Source organism: Thiohalophilus sp. (genome assembly GCF_046483665.1).
Lineage (GTDB): Bacteria > Pseudomonadota > Gammaproteobacteria > UBA6429 > Thiohalophilaceae > Thiohalophilus.
This window is the reverse complement of the sequence record NZ_JAWOCR010000052.1, coordinates 1-20,859: the sequence shown is the minus strand read 5'-3', so window position 1 is coordinate 20,859 and position 20,859 is coordinate 1. Positions and strand designations below refer to the sequence as shown.

Below are 20,859 nucleotides of genomic sequence, written 5' to 3'. Positions count from 1 at the left end.
CGCGGCGCGGGCGGATCCTCATCAACCGGCGACCTCGCAAATGATTTGTAATGAACAAGAAATTCCCCAGTAAAGAGGAACAGGCCCTGTTCCGCGAGGCCGTGCAGGATGTCCGTCCCTTGCAGGCCGAACCTCGCCATGAACCGCCGCGTACCAGACCGGCACCCCGCCCCCGCCAGCGTGAGCTGGACGAAGCCGCGGTGCTGGAAGAAATGCTCTCCGACCCGCTGCATCCCGAGGAACTTGAAACCGGCGAGGAACTGCTGTTTACCCGTGACGGTCTGCAGCACAAACTGGTCAAAAAACTGCGCCGCGGCGAGCTGGCGATCGAGGCCGAGCTGGATCTGCATGGTCTGTTTCGCGAACAGGCCCGCGAGGCTGTGGTCGGTTTTCTGGCCAGGTGCCGGCAAAACCGGGTGCGCTGCGTGCGTATCATCCACGGCAAGGGGCACGGCTCACAGCAGAAGCGTCCTGTGCTCAAACAGTACGTCAACCACTGGCTGCAGCAGCGCGATGAAGTGCTGGCGTTCTGCTCCGCCCGCCCGGTCGACGGGGGCACCGGCGCCATTTACCTGCTGCTCAAGCGAAACTGAACTCAGCTTAATATACGGCGAGCAGAAAACAACCTCTAAAGCTTGTTGCAATCTATCCGCTAATAACTCCAGAAAACCCTGTGCTGAACTGCTATCGAATCCCTGACAAATCCGGGTATGGCTTTCTCCCGTCAGATTGGGACAGCAACAGCGACAAAATATGAAGGAGTTGTCATGAAAGCACTGTTTAACCCCGCCGTGTATCTGCTGAGCCGGTTTCGTTATCCGTTCAAATTCGGATTGATTTTTGTCATTGTGATGATCCCGATGGTTGTTCTGGCCGGTATTCTCATTTCCGGCCTGGACGAGGAAATTAAATTTTTACAGAACGAACGTAACGGCCTGGCCTATATCAAGACCGCCCGTGAGCCTGTTCAGTTGATCCAGCAACATCGCGGCCTCACCGGCGCCTATCTCACTGGCAACGACGCATTGCGTTCCCGGATCATGCAAAAACGCGACGAGGTTGACAGTGCTCTGAATCAGTTGAAACAGGTTGATGGACAACTCGGTGGCGCACTGGAGACCGGCAACGCGCTGAGTGCTATCCAGCGACAGTGGGGTAACATCAAGGACAATACCTTCTCCATGCAACCGGCTGAAAGCCTGCAGAGCCATTCGAAACTGATCGCCGACATCATGGCGCTGGTCAGACGCGTGGCGGACAACTCCGGGATTACCCTCGACCCGTCACTGGACAGTTATTACCTGGGGGATGCCCTGGTTTCCAGGATTCTGACCCTGACCGAAGCGATGGGTAAATCCCGTGCCATCGGCAGCCAGGTTGCCTCGGCGGGTGAATTCACACAGGAGAGTTTCATCCGGTTATCCATTCTCGACAACGAAATCCAAAACAATGCCCAAAGGCTGCACGACGGCCTGGAAGCCGCCTTCGCCGCCAACTCCGGCGTGGCCGCCCGGCTACAGTCCGTGGAAGAAAAAAACAACCAGGCTATCCATGATATGGAATCCCTGTTGAGGAATGAATTGCTCAACAAGGAAACGATCACCATTAACAGCAAAACTTTCTACGATAATGCCACCGCTGCGATAAACCAATCCTATGCCCTGTATGATGCCATCGTACCGACCCTGGACAGGTTGTTTATCGAACGGATTAGCTACGATCAAAGAGCCGAAATCATCGAGATTGCCGTGGTGGTGTTAGTCCTGTTGCTGGTCGTGTATATGTTTGCCGGACTCTACCTTTCTGTGAAGGACAACATCAGTCGGATTGAGGAGGCGGCTACCCATCTGGCAGGAGGCGACCTGACTGCACGGGTCAATATCACCAGCAAGGATGAAATGCGTAACATTTCGACCAGTTTTAATAACATGGCCGAACAGAACGAAGCGCTGATTCAGCAGGTTATCAGCGCCGCCACCCAGCTGGCCTCGGCTACCGAAGAAGTCAGTGCCGTCGCCGACGACAGCAGCAAGAATATCGAGCAGCAGCGCAATGAGACCGAGCAAGTTGCCACGGCCATGAACGAAATGACCGCTACCGTGGGTGAAGTGGCGAAAAATGCCGAATCGGCCGCCGGTGCCGCCAACAATGCCGACAACGAAACCCAGGGCGGCAAGCAGGTGGTGGACAAGACCAGTGAGACGATTCTCGCCCTGGCCAGCGAGGTGGAAAATGCCGCCCAGGTCATCGATAAACTGGCCCAGGACAGCGACAACATCAGCACTGTACTCGATGTCATCAAGGGCATTGCCGAGCAAACCAATCTGCTGGCCCTCAATGCGGCCATCGAAGCTGCCCGCGCGGGCGAACAGGGCCGGGGCTTTGCAGTCGTAGCCGACGAGGTTCGCACCCTGGCACAACGTACGCAGGAATCCACGACGGAAATCGAGGAGATGATCGATAAATTGCAAAGCGGTGCCAGGCAGGCGGTCAGCGTGATGGAAACCGGTCGCCAGACCGCGCAAAGCGGCGCCGATGGAGCCAAGGAAGCCGCCCAGTCACTGGATGCCATTGCCCGGGCTGTCGCCACGATTCGCGATATGAACAATCAGATCGCCAGTGCCTCCGAAGAGCAGAATGCTGTTGCCGAGGAGATGAACCGCAACATCGTCAACATCAGCCAGGTCGCTGAGCAGACCGCCAGTGGCGCCGGTCAGACCACCACCGCCGCCAACGAGCTGTCACGCCTGGCCAGCGAACTGCAGGGTCTGGTCTCCAACTTCAAGGTATCCAGCTCCTAGTAATACTCAATTAATAACGCGGGGGTACGCAAAGGTCGCGGAGTCGCAGAGAAAATTATTTTAGTTTTCTCTGCGCCGCTTCGAGCCTCGTATATCTACCAGGTAAACGTTCCGGATATCCGATCACTTTGTTCAAAAGATTGCTTCGCTTCGCTCGCAATGACCGCAAATAGAGAGGTCATTGCGAGGAACAACGCGACGAAACACTCTCCCTGGACTGGTATTCGGAACATCTATTTAGTTTTGCAAACTCTCGAGTGGAGCTTGTCATCTACGGTTCTTAAGCCGTATTCCGGATACCACGCCTTTTCACTGAGTAACTTTGCCTATATCAGGTAGTACCACTTTACTTACCCTTTGCAAAAAGACTTCGACATTGGGAAATTTTATCTATCTGCGCAGATTGCGTTGGCAATTACCTCGTGACAGTAGTCGGGTTGCCAGAAAGTAATACTTCAGATGCAGGAGCAAAGAATCATTTTCTGATCATTCTTTGAATAGAGTTATTACTCCGCGCCTCTGCGAACCCCGCGTTAAAGCCAATGCCCGACACAAATACAAAGGAATCTGTTCCAGACACCATTCCCGAGTTTAGTTTAGTAGGACCGGAGCTCAACACATTCGCGGATAACCACGGTGGCATACGCGCCGGTTTCCAGTGAAAACATCAGTGTCAGGGTCTGATCTTCCAGTTTCCAGTCAAGATCACGAACAACCAGGCGCAGGCTGCGTCGTTCCTGCTTCAGACCCGCCTGTTCCAGTCCGGCGCAATAGTCGGGATAGTCGTCAGTCAGCTGTTGCTCCAGTATCCTGATCGCCCCGCCGCTTTTGATTTCACCGCGGCCCCATAAAGATCCGGTGAGATGGATATCCATCTCGTTCATTCTCTGATGGATCGTCTCATCAATTGAATCCGGGAAGAAGATGCTGTGAGTACCCGCCAGCTGCATGACATCGCCCACCTGCGGGCGGTCCCAGCTATGATCACTGACCCGGTGAGAGAGCAACTGGTTAAATAAAAACGAGCGGGCCGCCGAAAGGTAGATGCTTCGCTTGTTCCGATTATTGACCCGTTGCCCGGCAAACATCTGCGTGGCCTGTGTCAGGTTGGCCTCATCACGACCAAAGCGCTGATCACCGAAATAGTTCGGAACACCGGTTTCCCTGATTTGTGCCAGTCGTTCATTCAGTGAGTCGGTCTCCCCCTCAATATCGCGCAGGATAATGACAAAGCGGTTGGCTTTATGTACGCCCCGGCGCAGTTTTTTGCCGTGACGTGTGACCTGCAGAACCGCGAGGCTCTTATCATTCAGCGCTTCCCAGTCAGGTTCCTCTTTACCAGCCAGATCCAGGCTGAACCACTGGCGGGTCACCGCGCGGCGATCCTTCATCCCGGAAAAACCGACCGCATTGGGCTTGATACCGGCATGGCGTGCCAGATCCAGCGCGATATCCTGCGTGTTGCGATCCCGCTTTTCGATCCACAGCCAGACATGCTGCCCCTCGCCGGTCGGTTCAAATCCGAGCTGCTCCTCGACCACAAAATCGTCGATTTGTTGCCGCAATAAACCTTGAACCGCCGGTTGACCGAAGGCGTGGGCAAGACTGGACCAGTGCGATTTCATAGATCGATAAGATCCAACGCAGAGGCGCAAAGACACAGAGGACGCAAAGAAATCATAAATATATTTTTCATTATTATTAAGTGTTCTAAATTGTTTTGAGATTTTCAGACAGGCTCGGCATCGAAAATATCTTCCGTAGATATACTTTTAAATCAGGTCATTAAAAACCAAACAATAGAAAGTTGATAACCATTTACGTTCACAGAGTAACATTTTATTTTTAACTCTACGGTTCTCTGCGCCTTCGCGCCTCTGCGTTATTCTCTTTTTACAAGGAGTACGACCGCCATAGCGGCGATGCCTTCGCCGCGGCCGGTGAAGCCCATTTTTTCAGTGGTAGTCGCCTTGATACTGATGTTGTCGATGTGAGTCTGTAGATCCGCAGCGAGGATCTCACGCATGTCCAGGATATAGGGCGCCAGTTTCGGCTGCTGGGCAATCAGGGTGAGATCGAGGTTATGTAGCCGGTGATGGCGTTGACTGATGAGTGTCCTCACCTTGCGCAATAAAATCCGGCTATCGATGCCTGCAAATTCCGCGTCGCTATCGGGAAAGTGCTGACCGATATCGCCCAGCGCCAGAGCGCCGAGCAGCGCATCACACAGGGCGTGGATGGCGACATCCCCATCGGAGTGTGCCGCCATACCCTGATCGTGGGGGATTTCGACACCACCGAGGACCAGCCGGCCACCGGCCTTGAAACGGTGCGCATCAAATCCCTGCCCTATACGCATTAATATGTCTCCTGCTGTTGCAAATAAAATTCAGCCAGTGCCAGATCCCCGGCACGGGTGATTTTGATATTACTGGCACTGCCTTCCACCAATAGAGGCTGGTAGCCCGCATATTCCATTGCCGAGGCCTCATCCGTGACCAGCTGTTCAGCTTCGAGAGCCTGTTCCAGGGCATGGCGCAATTGTCCCAGACGAAACATCTGTGGCGTCAGGGCATGCCAGAGATGTTCGCGTTCCACCGTGTCGATCACCCGCCCGTTCGGTTCGGCCCGTTTCATGGTATCGCGGACCGGTACGGCCAGCAGTCCGCCTGTTTCATCCTGTGCCAGCGAGCTTATCAGTTTATCGAGATCGTCATACGTCACACACGGACGCGCAGCATCGTGCACCAATACCCAGTCCGTATCCTCAGCGTGGAGAGAAAGCTCATGCAGGGCGTTCAATACCGAATGACATCGCTCCACGCCGCCTTCGACCCGTAGCACCGGTTTGTCGTAGCGTGTATCCAGGTGCTCCCACCAGCCATCGTGGCGCGACAGGGCCACCACCACCCCGCGGACCGATGGATGCCCCAGCAACCGTTCGAGAGTATGCAATATAATCGGCCGACCATTGAGCTCCAGATACTGCTTGGGAATTTCGCCGCCCATACGCTTGCCGATGCCGGCAGCGGGAATCACAGCCCAATAACGCAGGGACGAGGGACGAGTGTCGAGGGACGAGGTCATTGGCGTAAAACTGATGATTCAATCCATTTTTGGATGATTGTCTATCCCGATAGAGTTGCCGGATTCGCTGCGCTTAATCCGGCCTACCTCCGCCAACTGCCTACTGCAAACTGCCATCTGCCTGCTTCTCTTCTTCTTCGATGACCTGAATGAAGGTCTCACCTTCTCTGATCATTCCCATCTCGTCGCGAGCCCGCTCTTCCAGAGCATCAAGGCCCTGTTTCAGATCCTGAACTTCGGCTTCAAGCGCACGATTGCGTTCGCGCAATTGCCGATTTTCTGTTTTTTGTTTTTTGATTTCCTGCTTGAGATGCCACACGGTAGCCAGACTGCCGTCACCGACCCACAAGTCATATTGCAGTAGTACAAACAGTATCAGCAGAATGGTGACCAGTATGCGCATGCCGTGCGGCTATCTCCGTCAAGTTACCCCCCCAGTCTAGCGTAAATTGTAGAAGGCAGCCTGACCGGGATAGCTCGCCTCGTTCCCCAGACCTTCAGCGATGCGTATTAACTGGTTGTACTTGGCAACCCGATCCGAGCGCGACATGGAGCCGGTTTTGATCTGGCCGGCCCCGGTCGCCACGGCGAGATCGGCAATGGTGGTATCCTCGGTCTCGCCGGAGCGATGCGAAATGACTGCGGTGTAACCGGCTTTTTTGGCCATTTCGATCGCCGCCAGGGTTTCGCTCAGGGTGCCGATCTGGTTGACCTTGATCAGGATCGAGTTACCGATCCCCCTGTCGATGCCCTGTTTGAAGATTTCGGTATTGGTGACAAACAGATCGTCGCCCACCAGCTGGACTTTCTTGCCCAGGCGATCGGTCAGCTGTTGCCAGCCATCCCAGTCGTCCTCGGCCATGCCGTCCTCGATGCTGATGATCGGGTACTTGTCGCACCACTGCTCCAGCACATCGATAAACCCGGCAGCCGTCAGGTTCTTGTTTTCCGAAGCCAGTACATATTTACCATCTTTATAGAATTCGCTGCTGGCGGCATCGATGGCGATAAAGATGTCCTTGCCGGCTTTAAAGCCCGCCTTGTCGATCGCTTCGAGAATGACCTCAATGGCCGACTCATTGGATTCCAGATCCGGAGCAAAACCCCCTTCATCCCCCACCGCGGTATTCAGTCCCTTGTCATGCAACACTTTCTTCAGGGCGTGGAACACCTCTGCGCCGTAACGGATCGCCTCATTCACATTCGGCGCGCCTACCGGCATGACCATGAACTCCTGCAGGTCGACACTATTGTTGGCATGCGCGCCGCCGTTGATGATGTTCATCATCGGCACTGGCATACGATAAGCGTCTCCGGTATACAGATATTGATAGAGCGGCACACCCTGCGCTTTCGCGGCAGCATGCGCTGTCGCCATGGAAACCGCCAGCAAGGCATTGGCGCCGAGCTTGCTTTTGTTGGCGGTGCCATCAAGCCTGAGCATGATGTCATCGATCTGTTGTTGTTCGGTCGCATCATGACCTAGCAAGGCTTTGCGAACAGGGCCATTGACATTGGCCACGGCCTTGCTCACACCCTTGCCGCCATAGCGTTTTTTATCCTCGTCACGCAGCTCGATGGCTTCGCGGGCGCCGGTGGAGGCGCCGGAGGGAACCGCGGCACGGCCCCTGGCGCCGCACTGCAGGATTACATCAGCTTCGACGGTCGGATTACCGCGTGAATCAATAATCTCACGCGCGACAATGTTGACGATCTCGGTTCCTCGACTCATTAATCGTGTTACTCCAGTTCGTTGGCTTATAAAACAGTTTGAATTCTTTGTTAGCAGCCGGCCTGTTCTGGCCGGCCGGTTCCCGGCCTGCGCGGTTCCCAGGTTCAGTGTCAGTTCATGCGCCCAGCGCCTCCTGCGTGGCCGGCTCACGCACAGCCCGGGCCGCGCGAATGAACGAGCAGAACAGGGGATGTCCATCACGGGGCGTGGAGGTGAACTCCGGATGGAACTGGCAGGCGATGAACCAGGGATGATCCTCGAGTTCCACTACCTCGACCAGACTACCATCCAGGGAGGTGCCGACCAGCCTGAGGCCGGCCTGACTCAGGGTATCGCGGTAGTTGTTGTTGAATTCGTAACGATGCCGATGGCGTTCGTTGATGATCTCGCAACCGTAGACTTCGCGGGCCCGGCTGCCCTCTTCCAGGCGACACTGCTGGGCGCCCAGACGCATAGTCCCGCCCAGATCGGAATCGTGATCACGCACTTCCACCTTGCCGTCAGCGGTCCGCCACTCGGTAATCAGGGCGATAACCGGATCCGGTGTGCCGGGTTCGAACTCGGTGCTGTGCGCTTTGTCCAGCCCGGCCACGTGACGGGCGAATTCGATGACCGCCACCTGCATGCCCAGACAAATCCCCAGATAAGGAATCCGTTGTTCGCGGGCATACTGCACGGCGACAATCTTGCCTTCCACACCGCGCTCGCCAAAGCCGCCGGGTACCAGGATCGCATCCATGCCTTTGAGGCACTCGGCCCCGTTGCGTTCGATCTCCTCGGAGTCCACGTAGTGAATGTTGACCCGGCTGCGGGTATGCAGGCCGGCGTGGATCAGGGCCTCGGAAAGGGATTTGTAGGATTCGGTCAGATCCACATATTTGCCGACCATGGCGATGGTGACCTCACCCTCGGGGTGTGCCAGCGCCTCGGCGACCTTCTGCCATTCGGACAGATCCGCCGGCGCGACATCCAGTCCCAGCTTGTCGACCACGATCTGATCCAGCCCCTGCTCGCTGAGCAACAACGGGATCTTGTAAATACTGTCGACGTCCAGCGCCGTGATGACCGCCCGCTGCTCGACGTTGGTGAACAGCGCAATCTTGCGCCGTTCATCCTCGGGAATAGGCCGATCGGAACGGCACATCAGGATATCCGGCTGGATACCGATGGAGCGCAGCTCCTTGACCGAGTGCTGGGTGGGCTTGGTTTTCAGCTCGCCGGCGGTCGGGATATAGGGCAACAGGGTCAGGTGCATGAACAGGACATTGTCATGACCCATTTCCACCGCCATCTGGCGAATCGCTTCGAGAAACGGCAGGGATTCAATGTCACCGACGGTCCCGCCGATCTCCACCATGGCCACGTCGGCCTCGTCGGCGCCCTCAACGATCGAGCGTTTGATTTCATCGGTGATATGCGGGATCACCTGCACGGTGCCGCCCAGGTAATCGCCGCGACGTTCCTTGCTGATGACATTGGCGTAGATGCGGCCGGTGGTGAAGTTGTTCTTCTGGGTCATGGTAGTCCGCACGAAGCGCTCGTAATGGCCCAGGTCCAGATCGGTCTCCGCGCCGTCCTCCGTGACATACACTTCGCCGTGCTGGAATGGACTCATGGTCCCCGGATCAACGTTGATATAGGGGTCCAGCTTGAGCAGCGTGACCTTCAGGCCCCGCGCCTCGAGAATGGCGGCAAGCGATGCAGAGGCGATGCCCTTCCCCAACGAGGAAACGACACCACCGGTAATAAAAATATATTTGGTCATGAACCCAGCAACGTGTTGAGGGTGGAACGGCGTTACCGGCGAGCGGTAACCTGTCTGATTGCTGGGATGTTATTGTCGTTGTTTTCGCTGACCGATTCAATCTTTACAGCAGCTTAAATTCCTGCTGTATCCCGTAGTGTGATGATCAAACCCGGCTCATCCTCGCCGGCGATAAAAGGTTCGCAAAGACAATAATCCACCACCTGGGCAATCTCGCCGTCGATCCGGATCAAGGGAATGTCAGTCCGTTGCCAGGGCGGTACTCGCCATTCCTGCAAGAGTTTTTTCAGCTCATGGCGGTGGCCGCGTCCGGCCGGCCGACAGCCTTCCCCGCCCTGACGAAAACCGACCTGCAGGCCATGCACTTCGATCTGCTGTCGGGAGAGTCCCTGCCCCACGGCCGGTTCGGCTTCCAGCACCAGCCCCGCCAGCGTCAGGCGGGGCTGACGCAGCGGATCCCAGTCTTGCCAGCCTCTATCACTATGGTCCGCAATCGTGCCTGTCGGCAGCGCATACAGTTCTCCGGCATAGCGGCGTACGACCACACCGGTCCAGGCAACCAGTGGCTGGGCATCGGGGGCCGCATAGAGTACCTCATCCAGAATCCGGTTCAGATGCTTGCTGTCCGGCAGCGGCAGTTGCCGCACGCTGGCCAGCCAGTAACGCAACAGGTTGCGCTGGCGCGCCAGGCTCAGGGCCTGCAACGGCGCCAGGCACAGACACCCGGCGTGTTCGCCATGGCAATTTGCGTAATCCTGCGCCGCCAGCTCATCCAGCAGTTGCCCCGCCTCCGCCTGATGCCGGGCCGCCCGACTGAGCGTCAGAGCGGCCGACGGCCAGCGGGCCTGCAAGACCGGCAGCAGTTCGTGGCGCAGGTAATTGCGATCCAGCTCGGTATCGAAATTGGAAGGGTCCTCGATCCATGCCAGCCCCTGCTCCCGGGCATAACGCCGTAGCAGCGCCCTGGACTGACCCAGCAGGGGTCGTCCCAGCCAGCCGGCGGCAAAGTCGGTCACCGGGGGCATCGCTGCCAGCCCTTTGGGACCGCTACCACGCAATAACTGCAGCAACAACGTCTCCGCCTGATCATCCTGATGCTGGGCCAGCAATAACCCCTCTTCGGCCTGCAGCAGCCCCCTCCAGGCGTTATAGCGGGCCTCGCGGGCCGCTGCCTCGGGGCTCTCACCAAGCTTGGGGTGGGCGTGCACGGTCACTTCCACCAGGGGTACCGACAGTTCTGTACAAACGCGGCGACAATGTTCGGCCCAGCCGTCGGCCTGGTCGGACAGACGGTGGTTAATATGGATCGCTTCCAGGGGGGCGGGCAGTTGCTCGCGCACCCCGGCCAGGGCATGCAACAGGACATGAGAGTCGCAACCGCCGCTGTAGGCGATGCGATAACGGGAAGCGTCCGGCATTTGCGCCAGCTGGTCGAGCACATGCGCCGCAAGTGAAGTCATGGCAAGGGAAACGGCGTCGGGGAAATTACTCCGTGTAATTCCCGTAACGAATGAGCTTGGTGTAACGCTGTTCCAGCAGCTTATCCAGCGGCGTGGCATCGACCATTTCAATGCTTTCCAGCAGGGCCTGGCGCAGGTTGGTGGCCATCAGCTCGGAATCCCGATGGGCACCGCCCAGCGGCTCACCGATCACATGGTCGATCAGCCCCAGCTCCTTGAGTCGCGGCGCGGTCAGGCCCATGGCTTCGGCCGCTTCGGCCGCCTTGTCGGAACTTTTCCAGAGAATCGAGGCACAGCCTTCGGGAGAAATGACCGAATAAGTGCTGTACTGGAGCATCATGAGTCGATCGCCGACCCCAATAGCCAGCGCCCCGCCGGAACCTCCCTCGCCGATGACCGTGGTAATGATCGGCGTCTTGAGAGCCGACATTTCAAACAGATTACGGGCTATAGCCTCGCTCTGACCTCGCTCCTCGGCACCCACGCCGGGATAGGCTCCGGGGGTATCAATGAAGGTTAACACGGGCAATTTGAAGCGCTCGGCCATGTGCATCAGGCGCAATGCCTTGCGATAGCCTTCGGGGCGCGGCATGCCGAAATTACGCCGCAGCTTTTCTTTGGTATCGCGACCCTTTTGCTGGCCAATCAGCATCAGGGGGCGACCGTCCAGCCGGGCCACGCCGCCGACGATGGCATTATCATCGGCAAAAGCCCGATCGCCGTGAAGCTCCTCGAAATCGGTAAAAATCTGCTCGACGTAGTCAAGAAAATAGGGGCGTTGGGGATGGCGCGCGAGTTGTGCCACCTGGGCGGCCTTGAGATTGGCAAAAATGGATTCAGTCAGATCCCGGCTCTTGTTCTGCAGACGCTGGATCTCCTCGCCAATATTGATCTCGTTATCGGAGCCGACATAGCGCAACTCCTCGATCTTGGCTTCCAGTTCGGCAATAGGCTGTTCGAAATCGAGAAAATTCAGGTTCATAAGGATCTTACCGGGTCAAATTGGCGCTAATTGACTGAATAGTATAGCGAATCCGGCCGCCTGTATACACCCGAACCGCGACCCGTTTCCCACCTCGACCTTTTCCCAGAGCACGGTTCGCCTCTGGATGACCCACATAGAGGAAGCGGTGGAAGGAACGCCAGGAACGCAAAGGCGCGAAGAACGCAGAGAAAGATATTATTGAAAGCAGATCCGTTGCAGGGCCTCCGAAATTTTCCAATGATGTCTTTTGCTGGCACGTTTTATTCGCAACGACATAACGTCAAGTCAGATTAAATTTTTTCCTTGCGTACTTTGCGTCTTTGCGTCCTTTGCGTTATTTCCAGAGGACTGTCTAATAAATAACTTTGACGTGCTCGTCGCCGAGGCCGTCGCGCAGGCGATGCAGCAGTTCGTCGGTGGGATGAACGCGCCAGGTCTCGCCCAGAGCGATCTGGGCTCGGGCGTCGTCGCGATGATAGTCGATAATCACGGGACAGAAGCCTTCGCGAAACGGTGACAGGGTGTGTTGCAATTCGCTGACGAAGCCATTGCCGGCTTTGATGTGATCGACGCTGATCAACAGTTTGCGGGCGAAGTGTTCACGCGCCTGGTTTATATCATAGATGCTGCGCGCGCTCATCTTGTATCCCCCACTGTATTCATCGATGCTCACCTCGCCTTCCACGACGATTAATCTGTCCTTGGAAAGCAGATCCCGGTAACGCTGGAACGATTCGCTGAAAACGGCCAGTTCGATGCGTGCGCTGCGATCGTCGATAGTAATAAATGCCATGCGATCACCGCGCCGGGTATTCATGGTACGCATTGCCACGATCAAGCCGGCCACCACCACAGTCTGATCGCGGGTCGGTTTAAGATCGACGATGCGGGCGGAAACGAAACTGCTCAACTCTTCCAGATAGCGCTCGATGGGATGGCCGGTCAGATAGAGCCCCAGGGTCTGCTTTTCTGCCGACAGCCGCTCGTCTTCGCTCCATTCCGGTTGGCGATGATAGGCCACGGGGCCACTATCCGCCTCGACCGCCTCTCCCATCCCGAACAGATCCTGCATACCGACGGCCTGATCGCGGGTATGTTGCTCGGCCATCTTGAGCGCGGCCGGCAAAGAAGCCATCAGTGTGGCGCGGTTCTCGCCGAACACATCCAGTGCGCCAGCCATAACCAGCGCTTCCAGGGTACGACGATTGACTTTGCGAGTATCAATGCGGCGGGTGAAGTCAAACAGATCAGCAAATGGCCCGTTGGCGTTACGCTCCTCGATCATGCTGTCGATGGCCGAGCCACCCACACCTTTGATTGCCCCCAGACCATAGACCACAGTCTGTTCATCCTGGGCAGTGAAACGGTATTCGCACTGATTCATATCCGGTGGCAACACGGTCAGTTGCATGTCGTTGCATTCGTCAATCAGCGTGACCACCTTGTCGGTGTTATCCATATCTGCCGAGAGCACCGCGGCCATGAACGGCGCCGGGTAATGCGCCTTGAGCCAGGCAGTCTGGTAGGAGACCAGGGCATAGGCGGCCGAGTGTGATTTGTTGAAGCCATAGCCGGCGAACTTTTCCATCAAATCAAAAATATAGGTGGCTGTCTTCTCGTCGACGCCCCGCTCCAGGGCACCTTTGGTAAAGATATCCCGCTGTTTGGCCATCTCTTCAGGTTTTTTCTTGCCCATGGCACGGCGCAGCAGATCCGCGCCACCGAGGGTATAACCGGCCAGTACCTGGGCAATCTGCATGACCTGTTCCTGGTACAGAATGACGCCGTAGGTGGGCTCCAGAATCGAAACGATATCCGGATGCGGGTATGCGGGTTGCTTGCGCTTGTGCTTGACGTTGATGAAGTCATCCACCATACCCGATTGCAACGGGCCGGGACGAAACAGCGCTACCAGGGCGACGATCTCTTCGAAGCTGTCCGGCTGCAGACGTTTGATCAAATCCTTCATGCCGCGCGATTCGAGCTGGAACACAGCGGTGGTCTGATTGGCTTTGAGCAGCTCGAAGGTTTTTTCATCATCCAGCGGGATGGAGATGATATCGACCGGCGCTTCCCCTTTGGCGGCCTTATCCTGATTGATCGCGCGCACTGCCCAGTCGATGATGGTCAACGTGCGCAGGCCGAGAAAGTCGAACTTGACCAACCCCACCGCTTCCACATCGTCCTTGTCGAACTGGGTGACAATGCTGCCGGAACCCTGCTCGCAATACAATGGTGTGAAGTCAGTCAGTTGCGATGGCGCAATCACCACTCCGCCGGCGTGTTTACCGGCATTACGTGCGCAGCCTTCGAGCTTTTTGGCCAGATCGATCAGGCCGCGAATTTCCTCGTCCTGATCGTAGAGCTCCTGCAGCTGTTCTTCCTGTTCCAGCGCCTTGTCGAGCGTCATGCCCACTTCGAAGGGTATCAGCTTGGCGATGCGATCCACAAAGCCGTAGGGGTGGCCAAGAACCCGACCTACATCGCGCACCACTGCCTTGGCCGCCATAGTACCGTAGGTGATGATCTGCGAAACTTTATCGCGCCCGTAATGATCGGCCACGTAATCGATTACCCGATCGCGTCCCTCCATGCAGAAGTCCACATCGAAGTCAGGCATGGAGACACGTTCGGGATTCAGAAACCGTTCGAACAGCAGATCGTATTTGATTGGATCCAGATCGGTGATGGTCAGGGCATACGCCACCAGCGAGCCAGCGCCTGAACCACGCCCCGGACCGACCGGGACGCCGTTTTCCTTGGCCCAGCGAATAAAGTCGGCCACGATCAGAAAGTATCCGGGAAAACCCATGGAGATGATGACATCCAGCTCCATCTCCAGGCGATCGTAATATTCGCGGCGGATGGTTTCATAGTCCGGTGCGTGGGTATCGAAGAACTTGTGGAGTCGCGCTTCCAGTCCGCGGCGTGATTCCTCGCGCAGAAACTCGTCGATGGTCATGCCGGCCGGCACCGGGAAGTCCGGCAGATAGTTCTTGCCCAGACTCAGTTCGACATTGCAACGTTTGGCGATCTCGACACTGTTAGCCAGAGCCTCGGGCAGATCGTCAAACAACTCCGCCATCTCTTGCGGCGTACGCAGGTACTGTTGTTCGCTGAAACGCCTGGGTCGGCGCGGATCATCCAGGGGGCGACCTTCGTGAATACAGACCCGCGCCTCGTGCGCGTCGAAATCCCCGGCGCGAATAAAATGAACATCGTTGGTTGCCACTACCGGGATATCCTGCGCGGCAGCCAGCTCCACCGCAGCATGCAGATAATCCTCTTCGCCCTCGCGGCCGGTGCGCTGCAACTCCAGATAATAACGATCCGGAAACAGGCGTTGCCAGTGCATGAGGCGCTGCGTCGCCAGCGTCAGGTTACCGTTGAGCAACGCCTGACCCACGTCCCCTTCCCGACCGCCGGACAGGGCGATCAGACCCCCGGTGGTGCCTTCAAGCCATTCGCGACTCAGCGTTGGCTGGCCCCGATGCTGGCCTTCCCGGTAACTGCGGGAAACCAGCCGTGTCAGATTACGGTAACCGATATTGTCCTGGCAGAGTAAAACGAGCCGGCTGGGCAGATTGGGATCGTCCTCATTATGCAACCAGGTATCCACGCCGATGATTGGCTTGATGCCGGCGGCAACCGCCGCCTTGTAGAACTTGACCATCCCGAACAGGTTGCACTGATCGGTCATCGCCACCGCAGGCATACCGGCTTCCACGGCGGCCTTGACCAGCGGTTTGATGCGCACCAGGCCATCGACCAGTGAGTATTCGGTATGCAGGTGAAGGTGGACGAAGGAATTCATGGCGCAAAGTGTCAGATCAATCCGTCAGGAGTGCAAGACTTGACACCGCGAGGAGGCCGATTTTATCGAACATCCGCAACAGTCCCGTCAAACCGGACTGGACGGAGATCATCGCGACGCGCGCCGGGGAATCACTGAAACCCCGAAAACCCTGACGACATAGAAACGATCTGTTCTGTGTTCAATGTCCTATCTTCGGTGAATTCGGTATTTTCGGTGTCATCGGTGGTTAACAATGGCGACTTCGAGGACGCTACATCCAGTCCTTGCCCATCTGTTTGAACTGGACGCGCAGAAATTCCATCTGATCGGCCAGAATGCGGCGATTACGCAACACCAGGTATTCAGCCAGATTGGGCACATACGGAATAGCCAGTAATGGCATGTTGGCCTGTTCCGGTGAACGGCTGCCCTTGCGGGCATTGCAACGCTTGCAGGCCGTGACCACGTTACGCCAGTGATCGCGCCCGCCCCGGGACAGGGGTTTGACGTGATCCCGGGTCAACAGGGGGTCACGAAATTCATGACCGCAATAGAGGCAGGTATGGCGGTCGCGACGGAACAGTTCCCGGTTACTCAATGGCGGTGTGGTGTGGTGTTTGAGGGCCTTGTTTTCGCCGTGGACAGCGATAATGGAATTGATTTCGAGCAGACTCTGCTCACCGGTCAAGCGGCTGTGACCGCCATGCAAGGGAAACCTGTGTTCACCGGCCGTCCAGGCTACCCTCCCTCGGGAATAGAGACAGGCCGCTTCCTGCCAGGGTACCCAGTTCACCGGCTGACCATTAATATCCAATCGAAGAATCAAAGGTAACGACGACATCCCGTTCTCCAGCCCCGAACCATATTATCGATTATTGTGCCTGAATCAATTTTATACCCGGTTTGTGACAGGAAAACAAATGTTCAGGCCGCCAGGGCCAGGTGACGAGGAAAAACGGCTCCAAACCACCGACTGCCATCTGCTAACTGCCAACTTTCTCACAGAAGCTTTCGCACCGGACCGAAGCTGCGGCGGTGGATTTCGGTCACGCCCAGACTCTGCAACGCCGCGATATGGGCTCTGGTTCCATAGCCCTTGTGCTTTTCCAGTCCGTAGCCGGGATAGTGTTCTGCCAGCGCCACCATTTCCCGATCCCGGCTTACCTTGGCCAGGATCGAGGCGGCCATGATGGCCGGCACGCAGTCATCCCCCTTGATCACCGCCCGGGCAGGGCAGGCCAGCTCCGGGCAGCGGTTACCGTCTACCAGGGCCTGCAAAGGGGCGGGATCGAGAGCCGCGACAGCCCGTTGCATGGCCAGTAAACTGGCCTGCAGGATATTGAGCCGATCGATTTCCTCTACCCTGGCCTGTCCGATTGCCCAGGCCAGGGCCCGTTCCTGAATCTGCGCCGCCAGCTGTTCACGGCGTGATTCACTCAAGCGCTTGGAATCGAGCAATCCCTCAATGGGATGGGCCGGATCCAGAATCACCGCTGCCGCCACCACCGGGCCGGCCAGGGGACCGCGACCCACCTCATCGAGCCCGGCGAGCCGTTCCTGTTGCAGGGTGAATGTCCAATCTGTGTCCAAAGGCTGATTTCCTTTATTCAGGGGCGCAAATAACGCCTTATCTAATTGAATTTACAGGCTAAAAATGCGAATATTCTTTAATTATATTTCCCGGCTCGCCGCCGCCCGGCCTGCGCCTGGCGCGCCATTTTACCGCGAACCGCTGACCTGCCAACCGCAACAGAGTTATTTTTAATGACAACACTCAAAACCGCCGTCATAGGTGTCGGTTATCTTGGAAAATTCCATGCCCAAAAATACGCCCGGCTCCCCGCCTCGCAACTGATCGGGGTTTGTGACACCAGTCGCGACATCGCACAGGCCATTGCCAGCGAACATGGCGTTGATGTCTTCGATGACTATCACGATCTGATTGGCAAGGTGGATGCGGTCAGCATCGTGGTCCCAACCCAGAAACATTACGAAGTGGCGAAAACGTTTCTCGACAATGGCGTGCATGTGCTGCTCGAAAAACCAATCACCTCGACCCTGGAACAGGGCCGCGAACTGGTAGAGATAGCCGATCGCAATAACCTGAAATTCCAGATCGGCCATCTGGAACGCTTCAATCCGGCCGTCATGGCACTGGAGAATGTGCTGGTCGAACCCCTGTTTATCGAATCGCACCGTATCGCACCTTTCAACCCGCGAGGCGCCGATGTCAACGTGATTCTGGATCTGATGATTCATGACATCGATATCATTCTTGATTTTGTCGGCTCACCGGTCAGTGCGATTCACGCCAGCGGTGTGCCCGTACTCTCCGATGAAATCGATGTCGCCAATGTCCGGCTGGAGTTCGAAAACGGTTGTGTGGCCAATGTCACAGCCAGTCGCATCAGTATGAAGAGCGAACGGCGCATGCGGATATTTCAGTCCGATGCCTACATCACTATCGACTTTCAGAACAAACAGCTGGGCATTCATCGCAAGGGTAAGGGCGAAATGTATCCCGGAGTGGCGGAAATCGACAGTGAAGAACATGCCTTTGACCAGGGTGATGCTCTGCTGAGTGAGATCGATGCGTTTCTACAGGCTATTAATACCGATGTCAGACCCGTTATCAGTGGTGCGGATGGCCTGCGCGCACTGGAAACCGCTTTTGAAATCAACCGGCAGCTATCAGAAAACTGATCGTTCCCAACCGCACGAATTGAGGTAATTCTTACATGATCCCGATGGTTGACCTGAAACAGCAATACCAGACCCTGAAAGCCGAAATCGAACAGGGTTTTGCCGAAACATTCGAGAAAACCAGTTTCATTCTCGGACCGAATGTTAAAGGCTTCGAGGCCGACGCCGCTGATTATCTGGGTGTCAAACATGCCATCAGTTGCGCATCCGGAACCGATGCCCTGCACCTGTCACTACTCGCCGCCGGTATCGGTGAAGGCGACGAGGTAATTACTTCCGCCTTTACCTTCATTGCCACTGCCGAGGCAATTCGCTATGTCGGCGCTATCCCGGTTTATGTGGATATTCGCCCGGATACCTACAATCTGGATCCCGGGCTGATCGAAGCAGCGATGACCGACAGGACCCGCGCTATCTTGCCAGTGCACCTGTTTGGCCAGCCGGCCGACATGAATGCCATCATGGCACTGGCAGACAAGCATAACCTGAAAATCATTGAAGATTGCGCCCAGTCCTTCGGCGCTGACATTAACGGTAAAATGACCGGCGGAATCGGTCTGGCCGGGGCCCACAGTTTCTTTCCCAGCAAGAACCTCGGCTGTTACGGTGATGGCGGCATGGTGACCACCGATGACGACGCCCTCGCCGATATGCTGCTCATGCTGCGCAATCATGGCAGCAAGGAACGTTATTATCACGATGTCGTCGGCTACAACAGCCGGCTCGACGAACTGCAGGCGGTCGTGTTACGCGCCAAGCTCAAGCACCTGCCGCAGTACAACCAGGAACGGCGTCGTGTCGCTCACCGTTATTCAAAAGGCCTGGCCGGTAGCGTGGTAACGCCGCCACACGAGGACGGCAAGGGCACGCATGTCTATCATCAATATACGGTATTGAGCGAACAACGTGACACAGTAATGAAAAAACTGGCCGATAACGAAATAGCCTCGGCTATCTACTATCCGGTACCCTTGCATCAGCAAAAAGTCTTTGCCGATATCTGCAAGGAGGTCAGACTGCCAGTCACTGAACAGATCGCTGCCCGATGCATGTCGTTGCCGATTTATCCGGAACTGCAAGACGATCAGGTCGATCAGATTATCGACGTTATCCAGTCAGTCTGAGAGTAGCGAATTGAAACGGGTCATGATCATTGCCGGAGAAGCCTCCGGTGATCTGCACGCCGCCAGGCTGGTCGAGGGCGTCAAGCAACAACAACCGGATACCCGGTTTTTCGGTATCGGGGGTAGTGCCATGCGCAGGGCCGGCGTGGAGATTCTGGTTGAGTCTTCCGAGCTGGCTGTGGTGGGACTGATTGAAGTCTTCGCTCATCGCAAGGTTATCTTCGGTGCTCTCAACCGGATGCGCGAGATCCTGCGAAGCGATCCGCCTGATCTGCTGGTTCTGACCGATTATCCCGAATTCAATCTGCGCCTGGCACGGACCGCCAAAGAATGTGGCGTCAAGGTGTTGTACTACATCAGCCCCCAGATCTGGGCGTGGCGTCAGGGGCGCGTGAAGAAAATCCAGCAACTGGTCGATAAAATGGCCGTGGTATTTCCTTTTGAAGTGGATTTTTATGCCCACCATGGTGTGCCGGTCACCTATGTAGGTCATCCCCTCGCCCACGAGGTGAAGCCTAGCGCCGATCGTGACACACTGTTGCAGGAGTTCGGCATGGATCCCGAACGACCCGTTGTGGGATTATTTCCCGGCAGTCGCCGCAGTGAAATCAAGCGTCTGTTGCCAATTATTATCTACACAGCGCAGTTGCTACAGCAACAACGCCCAGAACTGCAGTTCGTGCTGCCTGTTGCCTCGACTCTCAGTCCGGATCTGATTCGGCAGAATATGCCGGAGCATGAGCTGGATATCCACTATATCGAACACCGCCCCTATGACACCATGCAGGCCTGCGATGCGATCGTGACCGTCTCCGGCACAGTCACACTCGAAATTGCCCTTATCGGTACGCCCATGGTAGTCATCAACCGGGTGGCCTGGCTTACGTATCATATAGTCAGACGCATGCTTAAAATAGACCACCTGGCACTGTGCAATATTGTCGCCCGGCGTCGGATAGTCGCCGAACTGATACAAAACGACGCCACTCCGTCGGCTATCGCGAGAGAACTCGAACGACTGCTCGACGACGAAGATTACCGAAAAGAAATCAAACAGGGCCTGGAAGAAGTGCGGCAAAAACTGGAAGACGACAGCCACATCACTGACATCGCCGCTGTAACCAGCGACATGTTGAACCAGGATTAGTAATAAGGATCAACGCAGAGGCGCAAAGACGCAAAGATGAACAATTTTGAATATTGAGTTTTGAATTCTTTATTAATTCAAAATTTAACATTCAAAATTCAACATTGTCATACCCTCTGGGTTCCTTCCACTACTCTATCTAAGGATTCCGCGCTGGGAGCGGTTGAGGAAGTCGAGCATGGGTTGTACTTCGGGGTGTTGTTCGGTCAGGGGTTTGAGGTATTGCCGGGCTTCGTCGCTGGTATGGCCGGAGCGGTAG

Annotated in this window: 16 protein-coding genes and 1 pseudogene; 5 read left to right on the top strand and 12 right to left on the bottom strand. The window is 56.3% G+C overall.

Annotation, left to right across the window (positions count from 1 at the left end; genetic code table 11):
* Positions 1-50: 50 nt before the first annotated feature.
* Together R6U90_RS11105 and R6U90_RS11100 are read left to right on the top strand one after the other, a co-directional pair.
* Entirely contained in the window at positions 51-593 is a 543-nt protein-coding gene (locus R6U90_RS11105) for a Smr/MutS family protein (protein ID WP_410352759.1), read from the top strand.
* Between the two features lie 174 nt (positions 594-767).
* Positions 768-2,801 (top strand): methyl-accepting chemotaxis protein, encoded by a 2,034-nt coding sequence (locus tag R6U90_RS11100; RefSeq protein WP_410352758.1) that lies wholly within the window; start codon positions 768-770, stop codon positions 2,799-2,801.
* A gap of 596 nt (positions 2,802-3,397) precedes the next feature.
* On the opposite strand, the gene truD is transcribed toward R6U90_RS11100, so the two are convergent.
* From truD to rnhB, 11 genes are all read right to left on the bottom strand, one after another.
* Positions 3,398-4,426, bottom strand: a complete 1,029-nt coding sequence (truD, locus tag R6U90_RS11095) for a tRNA pseudouridine(13) synthase TruD (RefSeq protein ID WP_410352757.1) — start codon at positions 4,424-4,426, stop codon at positions 3,398-3,400.
* Positions 4,427-4,683: 257 nt separating this feature from the next.
* Positions 4,684-5,160: a 2-C-methyl-D-erythritol 2,4-cyclodiphosphate synthase gene (gene ispF / locus R6U90_RS11090; protein ID WP_410352756.1), complete on the bottom strand. Its 477-nt coding sequence runs from the start codon at positions 5,158-5,160 to the stop codon at positions 4,684-4,686.
* Positions 5,160-5,888: a 2-C-methyl-D-erythritol 4-phosphate cytidylyltransferase gene (gene ispD / locus R6U90_RS11085; protein ID WP_410352755.1), complete on the bottom strand. Its 729-nt coding sequence runs from the start codon at positions 5,886-5,888 to the stop codon at positions 5,160-5,162. Before ispD ends, ispF begins: the two co-directional genes overlap by 1 nt.
* Before the next feature lie 100 nt (positions 5,889-5,988).
* Positions 5,989-6,291 (bottom strand): cell division protein FtsB, encoded by a 303-nt coding sequence (gene ftsB / locus R6U90_RS11080; RefSeq protein ID WP_410352754.1) that lies wholly within the window; start codon positions 6,289-6,291, stop codon positions 5,989-5,991.
* Positions 6,292-6,327: 36 nt separating this feature from the next.
* Positions 6,328-7,620 carry a phosphopyruvate hydratase gene (eno, locus tag R6U90_RS11075; protein ID WP_410352753.1) on the bottom strand — a complete coding sequence of 431 codons (1,293 nt, stop codon included), beginning with the start codon at positions 7,618-7,620 and terminating at the stop codon, positions 6,328-6,330.
* Between the two features lie 115 nt (positions 7,621-7,735).
* Positions 7,736-9,385 carry a CTP synthase gene (locus tag R6U90_RS11070; RefSeq protein ID WP_410352752.1) on the bottom strand — a complete coding sequence of 550 codons (1,650 nt, stop codon included), beginning with the start codon at positions 9,383-9,385 and terminating at the stop codon, positions 7,736-7,738.
* Between the two features lie 113 nt (positions 9,386-9,498).
* Positions 9,499-10,845, bottom strand: a complete 1,347-nt coding sequence (tilS, locus tag R6U90_RS11065; protein ID WP_410352751.1) for a tRNA lysidine(34) synthetase TilS — start codon at positions 10,843-10,845, stop codon at positions 9,499-9,501.
* Positions 10,846-10,870: 25 nt separating this feature from the next.
* The gene (accA, locus tag R6U90_RS11060; protein ID WP_410352750.1) at positions 10,871-11,827 is read right to left on the bottom strand and encodes an acetyl-CoA carboxylase carboxyl transferase subunit alpha; all 957 of its coding nucleotides are present in this window, start codon (positions 11,825-11,827) and stop codon (positions 10,871-10,873) included.
* 355 nt (positions 11,828-12,182) lie between these two features.
* Positions 12,183-15,644, bottom strand: a complete 3,462-nt coding sequence (dnaE, locus tag R6U90_RS11055) for a DNA polymerase III subunit alpha (RefSeq protein ID WP_410352749.1) — start codon at positions 15,642-15,644, stop codon at positions 12,183-12,185.
* A 253-nt stretch (positions 15,645-15,897) separates the two neighbouring features.
* Complete coding sequence (locus R6U90_RS11050; RefSeq protein ID WP_410352748.1) at positions 15,898-16,467, bottom strand: HNH endonuclease; 570 nt, start codon at positions 16,465-16,467, stop codon at positions 15,898-15,900.
* Positions 16,468-16,625: 158 nt separating this feature from the next.
* Positions 16,626-17,216 (bottom strand): ribonuclease HII, encoded by a 591-nt coding sequence (rnhB, locus tag R6U90_RS11045; RefSeq protein ID WP_410352747.1) that lies wholly within the window; start codon positions 17,214-17,216, stop codon positions 16,626-16,628.
* A gap of 174 nt (positions 17,217-17,390) precedes the next feature.
* Here rnhB and R6U90_RS11040 point away from each other — a divergent pair, with 174 nt between their 5' ends.
* From R6U90_RS11040 to lpxB, 3 genes are read left to right on the top strand one after another with little or no spacing between them, the layout of a single operon-like run.
* Complete coding sequence (locus tag R6U90_RS11040; protein ID WP_410352746.1) at positions 17,391-18,329, top strand: Gfo/Idh/MocA family protein; 939 nt, start codon at positions 17,391-17,393, stop codon at positions 18,327-18,329.
* A 35-nt stretch (positions 18,330-18,364) separates the two neighbouring features.
* The gene (locus R6U90_RS11035; RefSeq protein ID WP_410352745.1) at positions 18,365-19,453 is read left to right on the top strand and encodes a DegT/DnrJ/EryC1/StrS family aminotransferase; all 1,089 of its coding nucleotides are present in this window, start codon (positions 18,365-18,367) and stop codon (positions 19,451-19,453) included.
* Positions 19,454-19,475: 22 nt separating this feature from the next.
* Positions 19,476-20,600: a lipid-A-disaccharide synthase gene (gene lpxB, locus R6U90_RS11030; RefSeq protein WP_410352744.1), complete on the top strand. Its 1,125-nt coding sequence runs from the start codon at positions 19,476-19,478 to the stop codon at positions 20,598-20,600.
* Positions 20,601-20,735: 135 nt separating this feature from the next.
* Here the strand turns inward: lpxB and R6U90_RS11025 are convergent.
* Positions 20,736-20,859, bottom strand: a pseudogene (locus tag R6U90_RS11025) (acyl-[acyl-carrier-protein]--UDP-N-acetylglucosamine O-acyltransferase); the annotation flags it as partial.

Excerpts from the sequence above, each read along its gene's own strand:
- R6U90_RS11105 (WP_410352759.1), top strand. The coding sequence starts at position 51 with ATGAACAAGAAATTCCCCAGTAAAGAGGAACAGGCCCTGTTCCGCGAG.
- R6U90_RS11100 (WP_410352758.1), top strand. The coding sequence starts at position 768 with ATGAAAGCACTGTTTAACCCCGCCGTGTATCTGCTGAGCCGGTTTCGT.
- truD (WP_410352757.1), bottom strand. The coding sequence starts at position 4,426 with ATGAAATCGCACTGGTCCAGTCTTGCCCACGCCTTCGGTCAACCGGCG.
- ispF (WP_410352756.1), bottom strand. The coding sequence starts at position 5,160 with ATGCGTATAGGGCAGGGATTTGATGCGCACCGTTTCAAGGCCGGTGGC.
- ispD (WP_410352755.1), bottom strand. The coding sequence starts at position 5,888 with ATGACCTCGTCCCTCGACACTCGTCCCTCGTCCCTGCGTTATTGGGCT.
- ftsB (WP_410352754.1), bottom strand. The coding sequence starts at position 6,291 with ATGCGCATACTGGTCACCATTCTGCTGATACTGTTTGTACTACTGCAA.
- eno (WP_410352753.1), bottom strand. The coding sequence starts at position 7,620 with ATGAGTCGAGGAACCGAGATCGTCAACATTGTCGCGCGTGAGATTATT.
- R6U90_RS11070 (WP_410352752.1), bottom strand. The coding sequence starts at position 9,385 with ATGACCAAATATATTTTTATTACCGGTGGTGTCGTTTCCTCGTTGGGG.
- tilS (WP_410352751.1), bottom strand. The coding sequence starts at position 10,845 with ATGACTTCACTTGCGGCGCATGTGCTCGACCAGCTGGCGCAAATGCCG.
- accA (WP_410352750.1), bottom strand. The coding sequence starts at position 11,827 with ATGAACCTGAATTTTCTCGATTTCGAACAGCCTATTGCCGAACTGGAA.
- dnaE (WP_410352749.1), bottom strand. The coding sequence starts at position 15,644 with ATGAATTCCTTCGTCCACCTTCACCTGCATACCGAATACTCACTGGTC.
- R6U90_RS11050 (WP_410352748.1), bottom strand. The coding sequence starts at position 16,467 with ATGTCGTCGTTACCTTTGATTCTTCGATTGGATATTAATGGTCAGCCG.
- R6U90_RS11040 (WP_410352746.1), top strand. The coding sequence starts at position 17,391 with ATGACAACACTCAAAACCGCCGTCATAGGTGTCGGTTATCTTGGAAAA.
- R6U90_RS11035 (WP_410352745.1), top strand. The coding sequence starts at position 18,365 with ATGATCCCGATGGTTGACCTGAAACAGCAATACCAGACCCTGAAAGCC.
- lpxB (WP_410352744.1), top strand. The coding sequence starts at position 19,476 with ATGATCATTGCCGGAGAAGCCTCCGGTGATCTGCACGCCGCCAGGCTG.